A 17,513-nucleotide genomic window follows, 5' to 3' on the forward strand; every position below is an offset into this window, starting at 1 on the left:
CCGGTATCCTCGTCGTCGTGACGCCCAGCCCCGCCTCCTCGACCCCGTACGAGGTGCTCGGCGTCCCGGCCGCCGCCTCCGACGACGACCTGCGTCGTGCCTACCGGCGTCTCGCCCGCGAGACCCACCCCGACCTCGGCGGCAGCGCGTCGGCCTTCCGATCCCTCCAGCTCGCGTGGGAGCAGATCGGCACCCCCGAGGCCCGGGCCGCCTACGACCGTCGGCGACCGTCGTCCTCGCCGTCGTCCTCTTCCGCCCGCACGGCGGGCGCCGCCCCCGGCTGGGCGCCGCCGTCGCGGGAGACCGCGCGCACCGACTCGAAGCCCCGGGCTCGTGTCCACGGGCATCCGGGCGGAGCCAACCGCGAGCGGTATCTCGGCCTCATGCGCGAGTGGGTCGGTCGGGGCGTCCCTCTCGACGACCCGTACGACGAGCGACTCGTCCGCACCGCGCCTCCTGAGATCCGGCACGTGCTCGCCGACGCCCTCGCCGAGGAGGCCACGGTGGCCACGGTCACCGACCTCGGCATCGCCTTCACGATCTGGAGCGATGTCGACGCCGGGGCCGAGGGCAAGCTCGATCACATCGTGCTCGGGCCCGCCGGTCTGTTCGCGATCCAGTCGTCCGACTGGGGCAGCGAGGTCTCGCTGACGAAGGGCGAGCTCGTCGGCGCAGGCATCCCCGAGCACGAGCACCCCGTCCGAGACCTCACGCGTCAGGCTCGGGCCGTGCGCCGCGACACCCGGGTCTCGTTCACGCATCAGCTGATCGTGGTGCCCGACGACGACTTCGCAGCCGCGCTCGAGCCGGCCGGTCGGGGTCGCCGCGGGGGCACGTTCGTGCTCCGCCGCTCGCTGCTGCCGCAGGTGCTGAGGCACGGGCCCGACCTGTCCGACCGCACGACGATCTCCGACGTCTTCGAGATCCGCGATCGTCTGCAGCAGACCGTCCGTTTCGTCTGACGCCGTGCGCGCATGTGGCAAGCTCGACCCGTGACCATCCACGGACCGGCCGACGGCTGGGTCGAGAGTCCTGACGGCCGACGATTCTGGGGCCGAGCGGGGGCTGCGGGCCTGCTCGCCATCGACGCCGACGACCGCGTCCTGCTTCAGCATCGCGCCGAGTGGAGCCACTTCGGCGGCACCTGGGGTCTGCCCGGCGGCGCCCGCCAGTTCGACGAGTCCGCGGTCGAGGGCGCGCTCCGCGAGAGCGGCGAGGAGGCCGCCGTCCCGGCGGAGTCCCTGCGGCTGCTCTTCGCCTCGGCGCTCGATCTCGGCTTCTGGTCGTACTCCACCATCGTCGCCCGCGTGGTGACCCCCTTCGACGCCGTCGTGGCCGATGCCGAGAGCCTCGAGCTCCGGTGGGTGCCGCGCGCCGAGATCGACGGCCTGCCGCTGCACCCCGGCTTCGCGACGTCCTGGCCGGGTCTCTCGGCCCATCTCGATCTCGACGTGCGCCTCGTCGTCGACGCGGCGAACGTCGTCGGCTCGCGACCCGACGGGTGGTGGCGCGATCGTGCGGGGGCCGCCACGCGCCTCCTCGACGACCTGGCCGCGGCGCAGACCGTCGGCCTGCCGGCGTCGCTGGTCCTCGACGGGTCGCCACAGGGGCCCGGCGCGCCGACCTCGTGGTGGCCCGAGACGACCGTGGTGCTCGAGGGCGATGCCCGGGCCGCCGAGTCGTCGGACGCCTCGATCGACGTCGTGCGCGCCCCGGGCGACGGCGACGGGGCCATCGTCGCCCACGTCGAGCAGCTGAGGCAGCGGTCTCCGGAGGCGCGGGTCGTCGTGGTCACGGCCGACCGCGAGCTGGCCGGTCGCGTCGAGCGCCTCGGGGCGAGCGTCGTGGGTCCGAGGCGCCTCCTCGCCGCTCTCGCCGGCGACTGACGCCGAGAGCCCGCCGCCGCCACGAGGGCGGTGACGGGCTCGTCGACGGTGCTGCGGCTCAGGCGGCGGGGCCGTCGCCCAGGGTGACCGTGGCGGTGTGCGAGGCGCCGGCGGCGTCGGTCCAGGCGAGCGAGACGCTGTCGCCCGACTCGTGGGCCTGCACGGCCGCGGTGAGAGCCGACGCGTCGGCGACGGGGGTGCCGTCGAGAGCGGTGATCGTGTCGCCGGCGACGAGGCCCGCCGACTCCGCGGCGCTGCCCGCGACGGTTCCGGCGATGGGCACGCCGGTCGTGGCGGCGCCCGTCGCCGTCTGCGAGATCTGCGCTCCGAGGAACGGCGGCAGCCCGATCCGGATCGTGTCGCTGCCGTTCCCGGCGACGATCTGCTTGGCGATGCTCAGCGCGTCGTCGATCGGGATGGCGTAGCCCGTGATCGGGGTGGTGCCCGAGGAGGCGGCCGTCACGATCCCGACGACGTCGCCGTCGGAGTCGCGCAGCGGCCCGCCGGAGTCGCCGGACACGACGTCCGACTGGATCTCGATCAGGCCCGAGAGCGACTCGCCGCCGGTGCCCGTCTCGCTCTGCACCTGGATCGACTGGTCGGTGGCGAGCACGCTGCCCGCGGCGGTCACGAGGTCGCCCGTGCCCTCGGCGTTGCCCGTGGAGTGCACGGCGTCGTCGACCGACACGGAGTCGGAGTCGCCGAACGAGACGGGGGTGAGCCCCGAGGCGTCCTGCAGCTGCAGGACGGCGACGTCGTTCGTGGCGTCGGTCCCCACGACGTCGGCGGTGTACGAGCGCCCGGTCGTCTCGTCGGTCACCTCGATGCTCGTGGCGCCCTGCACGACGTGGTTGTTCGTCAGGATGAGTCCGTCGGCGTCGAGGATCATGCCGGTGCCCGCCGACTTGTACGAGTCGTCGTAGTTCAAGGTGGAGACGATCGTCACCACGCCGGCCGTCTCGTCCGACGTGGCTGCGGTGGCGCTCGACTCGGTGCCGCCCGCGGAGCCCTGCGTGCCGCCCTGCGCTCCGTCGCCCGTGCCGCCCTGCGTCCCGCCGGTGCCCCGACCGTCTCCGAACGGGGACGTGCCCGTCCCGCCCTCGGGCGACGTGTACTGCGGGGCGAGCTCGATCGACTGCTGCTGCGACGCCGCCTGGGCCGCCGCGATGCCGGCGGTGTGCCCGATGGCGTAGGCCGCGCCTCCCGCCCCGCCGGCGCCGAGCACGAGGGCCGCGGCCGCGCCGGTCAGCAGCATCCAGCGCTTCGGGCGGCGGGTCTCCCGGGGGCGTGCGAACGCGGCGGGGACCGACTCCGCGCCGGAGGCGGTGGTCGGCCCCGCCGACGGGCTCGCGTCGTACGACTGGTGCGACGGGTCGGGCGCGCCCGCCGACGACGGCGCGTTCACGTAGCGGGCGTCCGACGAGCCGGTGACGTGGGGCAGGGTGCGGGCGTCCGCCGGGGGTGTCGGCGTCGGCGTCGTCGCCGCGTCGTCGGTGGGGCGTCCGGCTGCGCCGTCGGTTCCGTCGGTCGTGTCGCTCTCGTGGTCGTTCATGGGGTGCCTCCAGGTGCGGTGGTGGTGCGGTGAGACAAGAGAAGCTCCCGTTCCCAAGGAATCCCTATGACCGACCTCGGAGGCGGTGGGGAGTTCCGTGAGGACCAGCCCAGGAGGCGCGGGCCGGTCCGCCTCCGGGATGACGCCGTCCTCCGCGAGAGCCGTTCCGCCCCCGACGTTGCGGACGGGGTCCCGACTTCCGATACGCTGGGAGGCCGAAGGAGGTCCACGATGGCAGAGCACGCCAATCAGGTACCCGGCGAGCACCCCGGTGCTCAGGGCGCCCATCGCGAGGTCGACACCACCCTGAGCTTCAACGAGGAGTTCCAGGCGCAGCTGGCGGCCCTCGAGGGTGGCGTCTCGACCGACGAGCGCGATGCCGTCGCGGCGCTCCCGTCCGGCTCGGCGCTCCTGGTCGTCCGTCGCGGCCCGAACATCGGCGCGCGCTTCCTCCTCGACTCGGACGTCACCGTGGCCGGTCGTCACCCCGATGCCGGCATCTTCCTCGACGACGTCACCGTCAGTCGGAAGCACGCCGAGTTCCGTCGCCAGGGCACCTCCTTCAGCGTCGTCGACCTCGGTTCGCTGAACGGCACCTACTTCGACGGCGTCCGCATCGACGAGGCCCTTCTGAGCGATGGTGCTGAGGTGCAGGTCGGCAAGTTCCGTCTGACGTTCTACGCATCGCGCGTCGACCTGGCGCACCTGGCGATCCAGTAGTGCCCCGACCCGCCGCCGCTCGGTCGCCGCAGACCGGGCCGACGGATCTCCTCACCATCGGGCAGGTGCTGTCGCGACTCAAGCCGGAGTTCCCCGATCTCAGCAACAGCAAGCTGCGGTTCCTCGAAGAACGAGAGCTCGTCACCCCGGTGCGGACCCCGTCCGGCTACCGCAAGTTCTCACCCGCCGATGTCGAGCGTCTCCGCTTCATCCTCGGTCTCCAGCGCGATCACTACCTCCCGCTCAAGGTCATCCGCCAGCATCTGGCCGACCTCGATGCCGGTCGTCCGACGGCACTGCCCCCGGGGGCCGGCGGCGTCTCGCTGGTCACGTCCCCTCGACGACTCTCGCGCGACGAGCTCATCGCCCGCACCGGGGCGACTCCGGCGCTCCTCGACGACGCCGTCGCCGCGTCGCTGATCCCTGCGGTCGAGCACCACGGCGACGAGTCCGTGACCGTCCTCGCCGCCCTCGTCGAGCTGAGGAAGACGGGCATCGAGCCCCGGCATCTCCGCACCGTCCGGGTCGCCGCCGAACGCGAGCTCGATCTGATCGAGTCGGCCGTCGCCTCGGTGGCGCGGCGTCGCGATGCGGCGGGTCGAGCGCGCGTGGCCGAGCTGTCGCGCGAGCTCGCCGAGCAGCTGGACGTCGTCCGGCGGTCCCTCGTCCGGTCGGCCCTCGACCGTCTCGACACGTAGACGCGGGGCCGCGCGGCGAATATCCTCGACACGCCGAGGTCTCCACGCGAATGTCGCCTGGTCGAGGTTCCCATGTGGGTACCGTGGGTCCAGGTCAAACCATCAACCCGACGTTGAACGTTCCGGGTCTGGGCAGAACACAGCGGAAGGCAACGGCATGAGTGAGTCAGGTTCCCCCGAGGGGTCCCGCTACGAGCTGGGGCTGCTGTTCACCGACGGGATGCCCGACCTCGACGCCGACAGCGGCTACCGGGGCACGGTCGCCGCCCGGGCCGCGGGCATCAGCTATCGCCAGCTCGACTACTGGGCCCGTACAGGGCTGGTCGAGCCGACCATCCGCAGTGCGGCGGGGTCCGGCTCCCAGCGGCTCTACGGCTTCCGCGACATCCTCGTCCTCAAGCTCGTCAAGCGACTGCTCGACACCGGCATCTCCCTCCAGCAGATCCGCACCGCGGTCAATCAGCTCCGTGAGTCCGGTGTCAGCGACCTGGCCCAGACGACGCTGATGTCCGACGGTGCGAGCGTCTACCTGTGCACCTCCGACGACGAGGTCATCGACCTCGTGAGCCGCGGCCAGGGCGTCTTCGGCATCGCCGTCGGCAAGGTGCTGCGCGAGGTCGAGACCAGCCTGGTCGAGCTCGACAGCACGCCGGCTGCCGACCCGTCCGACGAGCTCGCGGCCCGTCGCGACTCCCGCGCCAGCTGATCCGCCCGGCGCCGGTGCGTCGTCCGAGACGACGAACCCGGCCCCGTGACGAGAAGAGCCCCCACCGGCCGGTGGGGGCTCTTCTCGTGTCAGCGGTGGGCGCCGCCGGGTGCGACGATCAGCGGGGCGCGGGTTCGGCGTAGTCGCCGATCTTGGCCGTCCGCATGATGCGCTCGAGCAGCTGATCGAAGTTCCGCGCCATCTCCTGTGCGCTCTCGCCGGGCCAGACGTGCAGCGGCTTGGCCGCACCCTGCGCCTGCTGCAACGACGTGCGCTCGGGCAGCTGCGGGCTGAGGACGAGCGGGCCGAACATGTCGCGGAGCTCCTTGATGCGGAACTGGTGCTCGATCGACTGCACCCGGGCGCGGTTCACGATGATCCCGAGCGGCTGGAGGCGCGGCGAGAGACCTCGACGGATCTCCTCGATGGCACGGAGTGCGCGGTCGGCCGCGGCGACGCTGAACAGGCCGGGCTCGGTCACGACGGTGACGCGGTCGGAGGCCGCCCATGCCGTGCGGGTGAGCGCGTTGAGCGAGGGTGCGCAGTCGATCAGGACGAGGTCGTAATCGGCCTCGACGTTGGCCAGTGCCTCCTCGAGCTTCCAGATGTCGCGGATCGACGGGTGCGGGCCGTCGAAGTTGATGGCGGACGGGCTGCCGATCATGACGTCGACCTTGCCCTGGCTGCCCTTCGTCCAACCGCTCGGAGCGATGGCGGCTCGGACGGTCTTCTCCTTCGGCGAGGCCAGGACGTCGGCCACGTTGAGGTGACCGGCAACGGTGATGTCGAGACCGGTCGAGACGTCCGACTGCGGATCGAGGTCGACGACGAGGGTTCTGAGGCCTTTGGCGAAGGCGGCCGACGTGAGTCCGAGCGTCACCGTCGTCTTGCCGACGCCCCCCTTGAGAGAGCTGACGCTGAGTACATGCACGATCCACACGATACCTTCACTACTGTTGAAGCACCTAAAAGCCACGTCGGCGACCTCGATTCCCCTGCCACTCCCACCTTGGAGGTGCACGCCGTGAGCGTGAGATCCATCCGCCTGTTCGGCGACCCGGTCCTCCGGTCGCCCTCCGATCCCGTGTCGATCGGCGACCCGCGGCTCGCGTCGCTCGTCGCCGACCTGCTCGACACCGTCCGCGAGCCGGGTCGTGCCGGTGTGGCGGCGGCGCAGATCGGTGTCAACCTCCGGGCGTTCAGCTACAACGTCGACGGCGAGGTCGGCTACGTGCTGAACCCCGTGCTGGTCGAGGCGTCGGGCGAGCGCGAGCTCGTCGACGAGGGGTGCCTCTCGGTGCCCGGGTTCTGGTTCCCGACTCCCCGCTGGTCGTTCGCCCGGGTCGAGGGCGTGGACCTCGACGGCGAGCCGGTCGTGCTCGAGGGCACGGGGTTGATGGCCCAGGCCCTGCAGCACGAGACGGATCACCTCGACGGCACGCTCTACGTCATGACGCTCGAGCCGGCCACGCGACGCGAGGCCCTGCGGGAGATCCGCATGAGCGACTGGTGGCGCGCCTGATCGATCGGACGCCCGGCCGATCGATCGGCCGACAGGGCGGCCGACTCAGCGCGTCGGTCCGGTGACCGTCCGCACCGAGTCGGTGCTGGGGTACACCGTGTAGAGGTCCGCGATCTGCGGCGCGAAGTCCTTCACGATGACGGCGCGCTTGATGCTCATCTTCGGCGTCAGGTGGCCGCTCTGCTCCGTGAACTCGGTGGGGAGCACGATGAACTTGCGGATCGACTCGGCGCGCGACACCGCGGTGTTCGCCTCGTCGACGGCCCGTTGGATCTCCGCGATCACGGCGGGATGCTCCGCCGCCTCGGCGAGCGGCATGTCGGCGGCCTCGCCGGCGTTGTTCAACCAGACGGGCAGCATCTCGGTGTCGAGCGTCACCAGCGCCGAGATGAACGGCTTCTGGTCTCCGACCACGACGACCTGAGCGACGAGGGGGTTGGCGCGGATGGGGTCCTCGAGCACGGCGGGTGCGACGTTCTTGCCACCCGCCGTCACGATGATCTCCTTCTTGCGGCCGGTGATCGTGAGATAGCCGTCGGCATCGAGGGAGCCGAGGTCCCCGGTGCGGAACCAGCCGTCCGACAGGACCTCGGCCGTGCCCTCGGGATCGTTCCAGTAGCCGGCGAAGACGTTCTCGCCCTTCACGGAGATCTCGCCGTCGTCGTCCGTCCGGATCGAGACGCCGGGCAGCGCGGGGCCGACCGTGCCGATCTTGAACTTCGAGACGAGATTGACCGATGCGGGCGCGGTGGTCTCGGTGAGTCCGTACCCCTCGAGGATCCGGATGTCGAGACTGCGGAAGAAGTGTCCGAGCCTCGTGCCGAGCGGCGCGGAGCCTGACACGGCGTACCGGATGTTCCCGCCCATGGCCTTCTTCAGCTTGCTGTAGACGAGCCGGTCGAACAGGGCGAAGCGCAGCTTCAGCCCCAGGGGCACGGTGCCCTCGTCGAGCGCCTTGCTGTGGGCGATGGCGACCGCGACGGCACGGCGGAAGATGGCGCCCTTGCCGCCGGCCTCGGCCTTCTGCTCGGCGGAGTTGTAGACCTTCTCGAACACGCGGGGGACCGCCAGCAGGAACGACGGCTTGAACGACGCGAGAGAGGGCAGCAGCTGCTTCGTGTCGGCCTGGTGACCGACCCGGACGCCCGCATGCACGGACATCACGGCGATGAAGCGCGCGAAGACGTGCGCGGTGGTGATGAAGAGGAGCGTCGACGACCCCGGTGCGACGACGTCGGACATGGCGTGCGCGGCGTTGCGGCTCGTCTCGACGAAGTTCGCGTGCGTGAGCATGCAGCCCCGCGGTCGGCCGGTGGTGCCGGAGGTGTAGATGATGGTCGCGAGATCGCCCGGCCCGGCGGCGGACCGGCGGCGCTCGAGCTCGTCGTCGGCGACGTCGACCCCCGCGGCGGCGAGCTTGTCGAGATCTCCGAGATCGATCTGCCAGACGTGGGCGACCTCGGGCAGCTCGGGGTGGACCTCGTCGAAGCGGGCGAAGTGGTCGGCCGTCTCGAGGATGAGCGCGACGGCCCCAGAGTCGCTCAGGTTCCAGTGCACCTGGGCGGGGGACGACGTCTCGTACACGGGAACGAGCAGGGCTCCGGCGAACCAGGTGGCGAAGTCGACGAGAGTCCACTCGTAGCGGGTCCGGCACATGAGCCCGACGGCGTCGCCGGGGCGGATGCCCGAGGCGATCAGGCCCTTGGCGAGGGCGCGGACCTGGGCGAGGAACTCCGCGGCCGTGACGTCCGACCAGCCTCCGACGCCGTCGGGGACGGCGAACAGTGCTGCGTCGGGCGTGGCCTCGGCGCGATCGATCAAGAGGTCGGTCGCGTTGGCGTTCACGTCGGGCTCCAGGGCGAGGGGGACGGTGTGTTCGTTCACGGCAGCTCCTTCGGTACCGAACGATGGTCCTCACACCCTAGCGGGGAGCCCGTCGGAGCGGGATGCCTGGCCGAGCGGGGGCCGGGGATAGACTCGATCCTCGTGCAGGCAATCGGAATCGACATCGGTGGAACGAAGATCGCGGGTGGCGTCGTCACCGAGCTGGGCGAGATCGTCGCCGAGAGGCGGGTGCCGACGCCGGCGGGCGACTCGAAGGCCATCGTCGACGCCGTCGTCGAGATGATCACGTCGCTGCAGTCCGAGCACGGCGACGTCGTCGCCGCGGGCGTGGCCGCCCCCGGATTCATCGACGCGGCGCAGTCGACCGTCTACTACACGCCGAACATCGCGTGGCGGAACGAGCCGCTCCGGGCGCTGCTGTCCGAGCGCCTCGACCTGCACATCACGATCGACAACGACGCGAACGCCGCCGGCTGGGCCGAGTTCCGCTTCGGTGCCGGGCGGCTCGCGAGCGACATGACCATGCTCACCATCGGCACGGGCGTCGGCGGGGCGATCGTGGCTCAAGACCGCCTCCTGCGCGGCGGCTTCGGCACGGGCGGCGAGCTCGGTCACCTGCGTGTCGTCCCCGACGGTCTCCCGTGCGGCTGCGGTGCCCGCGGGTGCATCGAGCAGTACGGCTCGGGCCGGGCGCTCCTCCGCATGGCCGGCGAGGTCGCGGACCGCCCCGGTGCCGGCGCCGCTCTCGCGGCGGTCCGCGAGTCCCGGGGCGAGCTGACCGGTCACGACGTCGGCGAGCTCCTCAAGGAGGGCGATCCGGGGGCGGTCGAGGCGCTCCGCGAACTTGGCGGCTGGCTGGGTCAGGCCGCCGCCTCCCTGTCCGTCGTCCTCGATCCCCAGGTGTTCGTCTTCGGCGGCGGCGTCGCCCAGTCGGGGGAGCTGCTGCTCGCTCCCGTCCGCGAGGCGTATCTCGCCCACCTCCCGGCAAGGGGCTATCACCCCGAGCCCGACTTCGTCATCGCCGAGCTCGTCAACGACGCCGGCGTCGTCGGCGCCGCCGACCTCGCCCGGCTGCACGCCACCGGGCTCTGATCCGAACCGGCCGCTCCGCGCCCGGAACCGCCCACCGCACCATCGTCCGACGAGAGATGCATCGATGCTCTACTGGTTCCTGAAGACACTCATCGCGACACCCCTGGTGCTCTCGGTGTTCCGGCCCTGGGTCCGGGGCGCCGAGCACGTTCCCGAGACGGGCGCGGTGATCTTCGCCAGCAACCACCTCTCGTTCGTCGACTCGATCTTCCTGCCCATCGCCCTCGACCGACGCATCTCGTTCCTCGCCAAGAGCGACTACTTCACCGGCAAGGGCGTCAAGGGCTGGGCCATGCGGCTGTTCTTCACGGCGACGGGTCAGCTCTCCATCGACCGGTCGGGCGGCAAGGCGTCGGAGGCGTCGTTGGCCACGGGTCTCTCGGTGCTCAGCCGCGGCGAGCAGCTCGGCATCTACCCCGAGGGCACGCGCAGCCCCGACGGTCGCCTCTACCGCGGTCGCACCGGGGTGGCCCGGATGATCCTCGAAGGCCATGTTCCCGTCATCCCCGTGGCGATGATCGACACCGAGAAGGTCATGAAGACGGGCACCAAGATCCCCAAGATCCGTCGGGTCGGCGTGGTCTTCGGCGAGCCCCTGGACTTCAGCCGCTTCGAGGGCATGGAGGGCGACCGGTTCATCCTCCGCTCCATCACCGACGAGATCATGTACGAGCTCAACGCCCTGAGCGGTCAGGAGTACGCCGACGTGTACGCCTCCAGCGTCAAAGAGAAGCGCTCGGGGTCTTCGCGGTAGGCTCGCTCGTCGGGGTCGTTCGACCCCGAGCCCGCTTACGCTCGCAAGGAAGACCGTGACCCAGCCCAGAGAACCGTTCGCCACGTCCGACACCGACGTCGTCGAGGGTCTCGACTATTGGCGCACCCTTCCCATCAAGCAGCAGCCGTCGTGGCCCGACGCCGCGGCGGTCGAGGCCGCCTCCGCCGAGATCGCGACCCTGCCGCCGCTCGTCTTCGCGGGCGAGGTCGACACCCTCCGATCCAGACTCGCCTCCGCGGCCCGCGGCGAGGCGTTCCTCCTCCAGGGGGGCGACTGCGCCGAGACGTTCGCCGGGGCCACCGCCGATCAGATCCGCGACCGGGTCAAGACCATCCTCCAGATGGCGGTCGTGCTGACCTACGGCGCCTCGATGCCCGTCATCAAGATGGGCCGGATGGCCGGTCAGTTCGCGAAGCCCCGCTCCAGCGACGACGAGACGCGTGACGGCGTGACCCTGCCGGCCTACCGCGGCGACATCGTCAACGGCTACGACTTCACCCCCGAGTCGCGTCGGGCCGACCCGGCTCGCCTGGTCAAGGGGTACCACACCTCGGCGTCGACGATAAACCTCATCCGAGCCTTCACCCAGGGCGGCTTCGCCGATCTCCGTCAGGTCCACAGCTGGAACCGGGGCTTCGCTGCCAATCCCGCGAACGCCGCGTACGAGCACCTGGCGAAGGAGATCGACAAGGCCATCCGGTTCATGGAGGCCGCCGGGGCCGACTTCGACGAGCTCAAGCGCGTTGAGTTCTACACCAGCCACGAGGGGCTGCTGATGGACTACGAGCGCCCCATGACACGGATCGACTCCCGCACAGGCGACCCGTACCTCCTGTCGTCGCACTTCGTCTGGATCGGCGAGCGCACCCGCGATCTCGACGGCGCACACGTCGACTTCCTGTCGCGCGTCCGCAACCCGATCGGGGTCAAGCTCGGGCCGAGCACGACCCCCGACGACATGATGCGCCTCATCGACAAGCTCGACCCCGATCGCGAGCCCGGTCGTCTGACCTTCATCACCCGCATGGGGGCGAAGAAGATCCGCGACGCCCTGCCGCCGCTGCTCGAGGCGATCACGCGGGCCGATGCGACTCCGCTCTGGGTCAGCGACCCGATGCACGGCAACGGTCTGACCACGCCGACGGGCTACAAGACCCGCCGCTTCGACGAGATCATGGACGAGGTCAAGGGCTTCTTCGAGGCGCACCGCGCCGCAGGCACGCACCCGGGCGGCATCCACATCGAGCTGACCGGCGACGACGTGACGGAGTGCCTCGGCGGCTCCGAGCACATCGACGAGGCCACCTTGGCGACGCGGTACGAGTCGCTCTGCGACCCGCGCCTCAATCACATGCAGTCGCTCGAGCTGGCGTTCCTCGTGGCAGAGGAGCTCGCGGCGAACTGACCCGCACCTCCTCGTCGCCTCGGGCCCCTGTCGATTCTCGGCAGGGGCCCGTGGTCGGTTCAGGAGGCGCGGGTCGCGTCGCCGGGGAGTCTCACTCGACGCGGTAGCTGAGCCTGATCGTCGACCCTGCCGCCACGACGCTCCCGGGTGCCGGGTCGGTGGCGGTGACGGGCAGCGAGGCCTTCCAGTCGTAGAAGGCGCAGGTGAAGTTGAGGCAGTCGTCGAAGTCGGCGAAGAGGCCGAGGGCCTCGAGCTGCGCGGTGGCGTCGTCGATGGTCTGACCGGTGACGTCGGGGACGGTGACCGGAGCGGGGCCGTCGGAGACGACCAGGTCGATGGTGTCACCGGGTGTGACCGGACCCTGCTCCGTCGGCTGGGCGCGGATGACCGACCCGGCCTCCACCTCGCCGCTGTATTCGCTGCCCGACTGCGTGCCGACGAGACCGGCCCCGGTCAGCTCGGACTGGGCGTCTTCCAGCGTCTGGCCGACGACGTCGGGCACGGGGCCGAGCGACACGGTCAGCGTGATCGGCTGCTGTTCGCCGTACGAGGCTCCAGCCGAGAGGCCGACCGCGTTCCCGTCCCCGCCGACGCCGGCGATGCCGATCACGGTTCCTTCGTCCTTCGCGTCGAACTGACGGATGGGCTCCTCGACGGAGAAGTCGGACAGAGCCGCCCGGGCCGCGTCGAGGGTGGCGCCGAGCACCTCCGGGATGGCGATCTGCCGGGGACCCTGCGACACCACGAGGGTGACCGTCGCCCCTCTCTGCAGGGCGGTGCTCGCCTGCGGGTCCGTGGCGGTGACCTGGCCGGCGGGCACCACGGGGGAGAAGTCGCTGCGGTTGTCGGGGGCCACTGTGAAGCCCGCGTCGATGAGCTGTGCGGCGGCGGCCGCTGGGTCCTGCCCCGAGACCTCGGGCACCTGGGCCTGAGCGCCGGGGCCGGAGCCGAAGTACCAACCCGCGCCGCCGGCGAGCAGCGCGAGGACCACCACGACGACGAGCCAGACGGCCCCGCGCCGGTGTCGACGGGCGGCGAGAGCCCGCAGGCGGTCGGCGTTGCCGTCTTCCGTGGCGGGGCCCACCGGACCCGTCCGGTGGCGGGCTCTGGGCACGACCTCCGTGTCGCCGGTCGCGCCCGCTGCGGAGAAGCCCGGCAGCACCGCCGTCCCCGCGGCGGAGGGGAGGACCATCGTGCGGTTCGGCGGAGGGCCGGAGGGGTCGGCCAGTGCGCGCTGGACGTCGAGCAGCTGGTCGAGCAGCGCCCGCGCGTCGCGGGGACGGTGCTCGGGGTCGCGAGCCGTGGCCCAGAGCACGAGCTCGTCCAGTTCGACGGGCACCGACGGGTTGACGATCCCGGGCGCCGGAACGGTGTCGTTGGCGTGCTGGTAGGCGATCTGCATGGGCTGATCGCCCTTGTACGGCTGCTCGCCCGTCAGCATCTCGTACAGCATAATGCCGAGGGCGTAGATGTCGCTGCGCGTGTCTGCGATGCCCCGCGTCACGAGTTCGGGCGAGAGATAGGCGATGGTGCCGAGCAGGGCGGCTCCGGTCGCCGTGTTGGCCGTCGCGGCCCGGGCCAGCCCGAAGTCGCCGATCTTGATGCGGCCGTCGTCGGCGAGCAGGACGTTCTCGGGCTTGAGGTCGCGGTGCACGATGCCCGCTCGGTGCGCGGCCGCGAGACCTGCGAGCACCGCCTCCATGATGTCCATCGCCTGCTCGGGGGTGAGGACCTTGTGGTCCTGCAGCAGCTCCCGGAGGGTGATGCCCGGCAGGTACTCCATCACCAGGTAGGCGGAGTCGTCGTCCTGGCCCTGATCGAAGACGTTGACGACGTTCGGGTGCGCCAGGCGTGCCGCCGAGCGCGCCTCCTGGATGAAGCGCTCCTTGAACGAGGCGTCGTCGGCGAGGTGGCCGTGCATGATCTTGATCGCGACGCGGCGCTCGAGTCTGAGGTCGGTCGCGAGGTAGACGGTGGCCATTCCGCCACGCGCGATCCGTGAACGGACCTGGTACCGATCGTCGATGAGCCGGCCGATCATCGGGTCAGTCTGGTTCACGCTCACGGCGCCGATTTTACGGTGCTGCGGGCTGCCGGGCGCTCCAACTCACCGGCCGGAGCCGAAGTCGCCCGACGGGGGGATCGTGCGGCCTAGCCCAGGGCTGCCAGCCAGGAGGCGGCAGACGACTCCCACTTGGCGTACGCGGTCGGGTGACCCGAGATCTGGACGGCCTGCGCCGCGCTGGTCAGCGACATGGACGACCATCCCTCGATGTCGAGCAGACCGCGGGTGAAGCCCTTGTTGGGATTGCTCGCACCGCCGAAGAACAGCTTCGTGGAGTGCGTCGGGTCGAGCAGCTGAGCCCGGGTGCCCCACCCGGTGCTCGGACGCTGCTGGAAGAGACCGACCGAGTCGCGGTCGCCGTGGTCGATGTTGCGGAGGCTCGACTCCTGCGCGGCGGCGGCGAGGGCGATCACGATGGCGCGGTCGTTCGCCCCGATCTGGCGACCGACGGAGATGATCGCCCGGGCGTTGCTCTCCTGCTCGGCGCTCAGCGACGTGCCGGCGGGCCTCGGAGTGGCCGATGTGGCGGCGGGCGCGGTGGTGGGGGCCGAGGTCGCGCCGCGACCGGGGATCGTGAGGGTCTTGCCCGCGTAGATGGTGCTCGTGATGCGCAGTCCGTTCGCCGACAGCAGGGCCGAGACGCTCGTACCCGTCGCCGACGCGATGCGACCGATCGTGTCGCCCGACTTGATCGTGTACTTCGACCCCGTCGACGACGACGTGGACGGCGCGGGTGTCGCGGTCTTCTGCGGCGCGGAGGTGCTCGGCGTCGAGCCTCCCGGGACGGTGAGCTTCTGACCGGGGTAGATGATGCTCGACCAGCCGAGGCCGTTGGCCGCGAGGAGGGCCGAGGTTCCGACGCCGTGGGCCCCGGCGATCGAGCTGAGAGTGTCGCCGCGTTTGATCGTGTAGCTGCGGGCGGCTCCCGAGGAGGCGCGGGTCGGCTGAGCGCCGGACCCCGCGGTCGTCAGGCTCAGTTTCTGCCCGGGGAAGATCGTCGACTTCCAGCTGAGGCCGTTGAGGGCCAGGACGGAGGCGGTGCTGAGCCCGAACGACCCGGCGATCGTCGCGACCGTGTCGCCCTTCTTCACCGTGTACGACGAGGGGGCGATGACCGAGGCGCGGGTCGACGCGAGCTCGACCACGGCCTCCTCCACGACGGTCGCCCCGGCCGTCTCGATGGCGGGGAGCACCGGCTTGGGAGCGGCCTGGGGCTTCTTCACCTTGTCGCCCGAGTCGTCGAGCGACGAGATCGGTCCGGTGAGACCGAGGCCCAGTGCCATGGAGCCGACCAGCATGATCGGCACGGTGTTCAGCATGGAGCGGGCGATCTTGCCGGTCTGACGCTGGTCGTCACCGGCTGTGTCGATGCGGCCGAAGGCGCTCGACGTCGGGCTGTCGTTCATGCGGTGATCCTCGAGTCTCGGGGGGCGAGCGCGCCGTCGGCCTGATTCGGACGGCGTGTCTCGAAGATATCAAGTTGACACAGGTGGTGTGTCAAGTCAATCACCGTGACTGCAGTGACTTGTCTGACTGGTGTGACTGGTGTGACTGGTGTTGCTGGTGTGACTGGTGTTGCTGCTGTAACGCATGGAGAGGCGCGGCGACGCCGGGCATGGCAAGGTTGACCGGTGATCGATCTCCCTGTGCAGTCCTGGTTCCCCGACACCGAGTGGTTGGCGGTGCCCGACCTCGTCGAGAAGACGGGCATGAGCGTCAGTCGGGTCCGTCGCCTGTTCGACGACCACGCCCTCGTGGGCGCCAAGGTGGACGGGGCGCTGCGGACCCCGTCGGTCTTCCTCGATGTGGACGGGCAGCCGCGAAGCGATCTCCGGGGCACGATCACCGTTCTGCACGACAACGGGTTCAGCGACGAGGAGACCCTCGACTGGCTGATGTCGACGGAGGAGTCGCTGGCCACGAGCCCCATCGAGGCTCTCCGAGCCGGCCGCAAGGCCGAGGTCCGACGCGTCGCCCAGGGTCTTCTCTGACACTGACGCTGACGCGGGTCGCTCCGCCGACCATGCCGATCGCAGGGTCGCCGCCCCGGCGATCCGCTACGACGTCCGGCGTGTGACCGTGTCGGCGAGGCGCGTGAGCTGAGCGCGCGCCGACGGCGCGAGCCCCGAGCGGTCGAGAGCGTGCGTGGCCCGCTCGACCTGGTCGGTGATCGACTGCTCGACGGCGTCGACCGCGCCGGAGTCGCGCAGGGTCGCCTGCAGCATCGAGATCTGGTCGTCGTCGAGTTCGGGGTCGCCGAGGAGCTCGTCGAGCAGACGGACGGCACCGGCGGGCAGAGAACGCCGGGCCATGGCCACCAGCACGGTGCGCTTGCCCTCTCTGAGGTCGTCACCGGCGGGTTTGCCCGTCACCTCCGGGTCGCCGAAGACGCCGAGGAGGTCGTCTCTCAGCTGGTAAGCGATTCCGAGCGGCAGGCCGAAGTGACGGAGCGACTCGAGGGCCTCGGGGGAGCCCCCGGCCATCGCCGCGCCGATGGTGAGCGGCGCCTCGACGCTGTATTTGGCGGATTTGTAGACGATCACCCGCTGCGCCCGGGGGAGGAGGTCGATGTCGTCGACCGTGCGCCAGGCGTTCTCCTCGAGGATGTCGAGGTACTGCCCGACCGTGACCTCGGTGCGCATGCGGTTGAACTCGGCCCGGGCCGCCCGAGCGGCGTCGCGCGAGGCGAGCCCGTCGAACGCCTCGGAGACGAGCTCGTCGCTCCAGGCCAGGAGCAGGTCGCCCATCAGGAGAGCCCCGGAGGTGCCGAACGGGGTGGGATCACCGAGCCAGGAGCCCTCGCGGTGCAGTCGTTCGAAGCGGCGGTGCGCGGAGGGCATGCCCCGCCGGGTGTCGGAGTTGTCCATGATGTCGTCGTGGACGAGCGCCGCCGCGTGGAAGAACTCGAGCCCCGTGGAGGCGCCCATCACGGCGTCGAGGGAGCGTGCGTCGGGCGGGGTGCCCATGGGGTCGAACCCCGTGTCGAGACCGGCGACGGACTGCCAGCCCCAGTAGCAGAAGAGCGCCCGGAACCGCTTGCCACCGCGCAGCAGATCGTTGGAGAAGACCGCGAACGGATCGAGGTCCGGAGCGATGGCGCGGAGGACCGGCCGTTGCCGCTCGAGGAACTGGTCTATCCGCTCTTGAACGACGTCCACTAACCGCGTACTCTCAGCCACGCTGCCTAGCCTAGCGATAGCACTCAGGCATACACTGCCAGCTACTCATACGCGTCGATCCCGAGGTC

16 protein-coding genes are annotated in these 17,513 nt (G+C 70.8%); 10 read left to right on the forward strand and 6 right to left on the reverse strand.

Annotated elements, in window-relative coordinates; genetic code table 11:
* The first annotated feature begins 17 nt into the window (after positions 1-17).
* Entirely contained in the window at positions 18-962 is a 945-nt protein-coding gene (locus tag ACZZY9_RS00670; protein WP_463462607.1) for a DnaJ domain-containing protein, read from the forward strand.
* A 30-nt stretch (positions 963-992) separates the two neighbouring features.
* Positions 993-1,886, forward strand: coding sequence for an NUDIX domain-containing protein (locus ACZZY9_RS00675; protein WP_463462608.1), 894 nt, complete (start codon positions 993-995; stop codon positions 1,884-1,886).
* 58 nt (positions 1,887-1,944) lie between these two features.
* Here ACZZY9_RS00675 and ACZZY9_RS00680 read toward each other — a convergent pair whose 3' ends face one another.
* Entirely contained in the window at positions 1,945-3,438 is a 1,494-nt protein-coding gene (locus tag ACZZY9_RS00680; protein ID WP_463462609.1) for a S1C family serine protease, read from the reverse strand.
* Positions 3,439-3,669: 231 nt separating this feature from the next.
* On the opposite strand from ACZZY9_RS00680, the gene ACZZY9_RS00685 reads away from it, so the two are divergent.
* The 3 genes from ACZZY9_RS00685 (at position 3,670) to ACZZY9_RS00695 (ending at position 5,562) form a co-directional block, all read left to right on the forward strand.
* Positions 3,670-4,158, forward strand: coding sequence for an FHA domain-containing protein (locus tag ACZZY9_RS00685; RefSeq protein WP_192060465.1), 489 nt, complete (start codon positions 3,670-3,672; stop codon positions 4,156-4,158).
* Entirely contained in the window at positions 4,158-4,856 is a 699-nt protein-coding gene (gene ftsR, locus ACZZY9_RS00690; RefSeq protein WP_463462610.1) for a transcriptional regulator FtsR, read from the forward strand. The genes ACZZY9_RS00685 and ftsR overlap by 1 nt, the downstream gene beginning before the upstream one ends.
* A gap of 157 nt (positions 4,857-5,013) precedes the next feature.
* Complete coding sequence (locus tag ACZZY9_RS00695; RefSeq protein WP_192060463.1) at positions 5,014-5,562, forward strand: MerR family transcriptional regulator; 549 nt, start codon at positions 5,014-5,016, stop codon at positions 5,560-5,562.
* A gap of 118 nt (positions 5,563-5,680) precedes the next feature.
* Here the strand turns inward: ACZZY9_RS00695 and ACZZY9_RS00700 are convergent, their stop codons facing one another.
* Positions 5,681-6,493 (reverse strand): ParA family protein, encoded by an 813-nt coding sequence (locus tag ACZZY9_RS00700; protein WP_463462611.1) that lies wholly within the window; start codon positions 6,491-6,493, stop codon positions 5,681-5,683.
* A gap of 93 nt (positions 6,494-6,586) precedes the next feature.
* On the opposite strand from ACZZY9_RS00700, the gene ACZZY9_RS00705 reads away from it, so the two are divergent.
* A complete protein-coding gene (locus ACZZY9_RS00705) occupies positions 6,587-7,084 on the forward strand; it encodes a peptide deformylase (RefSeq protein WP_463462612.1) in 498 nt (165 codons plus the stop codon).
* Between the two features lie 45 nt (positions 7,085-7,129).
* On the opposite strand, the gene ACZZY9_RS00710 is transcribed toward ACZZY9_RS00705, so the two are convergent.
* Positions 7,130-8,968 carry an AMP-dependent synthetase/ligase gene (locus ACZZY9_RS00710; protein ID WP_463462613.1) on the reverse strand — a complete coding sequence of 613 codons (1,839 nt, stop codon included), beginning with the start codon at positions 8,966-8,968 and terminating at the stop codon, positions 7,130-7,132.
* 102 nt (positions 8,969-9,070) lie between these two features.
* Here ACZZY9_RS00710 and ACZZY9_RS00715 point away from each other — a divergent pair, with 102 nt between their 5' ends.
* The 3 genes from ACZZY9_RS00715 (at position 9,071) to ACZZY9_RS00725 (ending at position 12,201) form a co-directional block, all read left to right on the forward strand.
* A complete protein-coding gene (locus tag ACZZY9_RS00715) occupies positions 9,071-10,021 on the forward strand; it encodes an ROK family glucokinase (protein ID WP_243213970.1) in 951 nt (316 codons plus the stop codon).
* 64 nt (positions 10,022-10,085) lie between these two features.
* Complete coding sequence (locus tag ACZZY9_RS00720; protein ID WP_192060458.1) at positions 10,086-10,775, forward strand: lysophospholipid acyltransferase family protein; 690 nt, start codon at positions 10,086-10,088, stop codon at positions 10,773-10,775.
* 55 nt (positions 10,776-10,830) lie between these two features.
* Positions 10,831-12,201, forward strand: coding sequence for a class II 3-deoxy-7-phosphoheptulonate synthase (locus ACZZY9_RS00725; RefSeq protein ID WP_463462614.1), 1,371 nt, complete (start codon positions 10,831-10,833; stop codon positions 12,199-12,201).
* A gap of 91 nt (positions 12,202-12,292) precedes the next feature.
* Here the strand turns inward: ACZZY9_RS00725 and pknB are convergent, their stop codons facing one another.
* The gene (pknB, locus tag ACZZY9_RS00730) at positions 12,293-14,266 is read right to left on the reverse strand and encodes a Stk1 family PASTA domain-containing Ser/Thr kinase (protein WP_463462615.1); all 1,974 of its coding nucleotides are present in this window, start codon (positions 14,264-14,266) and stop codon (positions 12,293-12,295) included.
* 86 nt (positions 14,267-14,352) lie between these two features.
* A complete protein-coding gene (locus ACZZY9_RS00735; protein ID WP_463462616.1) occupies positions 14,353-15,672 on the reverse strand; it encodes a LysM peptidoglycan-binding domain-containing protein in 1,320 nt (439 codons plus the stop codon).
* A gap of 225 nt (positions 15,673-15,897) precedes the next feature.
* On the opposite strand from ACZZY9_RS00735, the gene ACZZY9_RS00740 reads away from it, so the two are divergent.
* A complete protein-coding gene (locus ACZZY9_RS00740; RefSeq protein WP_463462617.1) occupies positions 15,898-16,257 on the forward strand; it encodes an Rv2175c family DNA-binding protein in 360 nt (119 codons plus the stop codon).
* 66 nt (positions 16,258-16,323) lie between these two features.
* On the opposite strand, the gene ACZZY9_RS00745 is transcribed toward ACZZY9_RS00740, so the two are convergent.
* On the reverse strand, positions 16,324-17,445 hold the full coding sequence (locus tag ACZZY9_RS00745) for a polyprenyl synthetase family protein (RefSeq protein WP_463462618.1): 1,122 nt from the start codon (positions 17,443-17,445) through the stop codon (positions 16,324-16,326).
* Positions 17,446-17,513: the final 68 nt, after the last annotated feature.

The sequence above is a fragment of the Frigoribacterium sp. AC394 genome (genome assembly GCF_979258095.1).

Coding starts and splice junctions, on each gene's coding strand:
- ACZZY9_RS00720 (WP_192060458.1), top strand. CDS start 10,086: ATGCTCTACTGGTTCCTGAAGACACTCATCGCGACACCCCTGGTGCTC.
- ACZZY9_RS00735 (WP_463462616.1), bottom strand. CDS start 15,672: ATGAACGACAGCCCGACGTCGAGCGCCTTCGGCCGCATCGACACAGCC.
- ACZZY9_RS00685 (WP_192060465.1), top strand. CDS start 3,670: ATGGCAGAGCACGCCAATCAGGTACCCGGCGAGCACCCCGGTGCTCAG.
- ACZZY9_RS00695 (WP_192060463.1), top strand. CDS start 5,014: ATGAGTGAGTCAGGTTCCCCCGAGGGGTCCCGCTACGAGCTGGGGCTG.
- ACZZY9_RS00680 (WP_463462609.1), bottom strand. CDS start 3,438: ATGAACGACCACGAGAGCGACACGACCGACGGAACCGACGGCGCAGCC.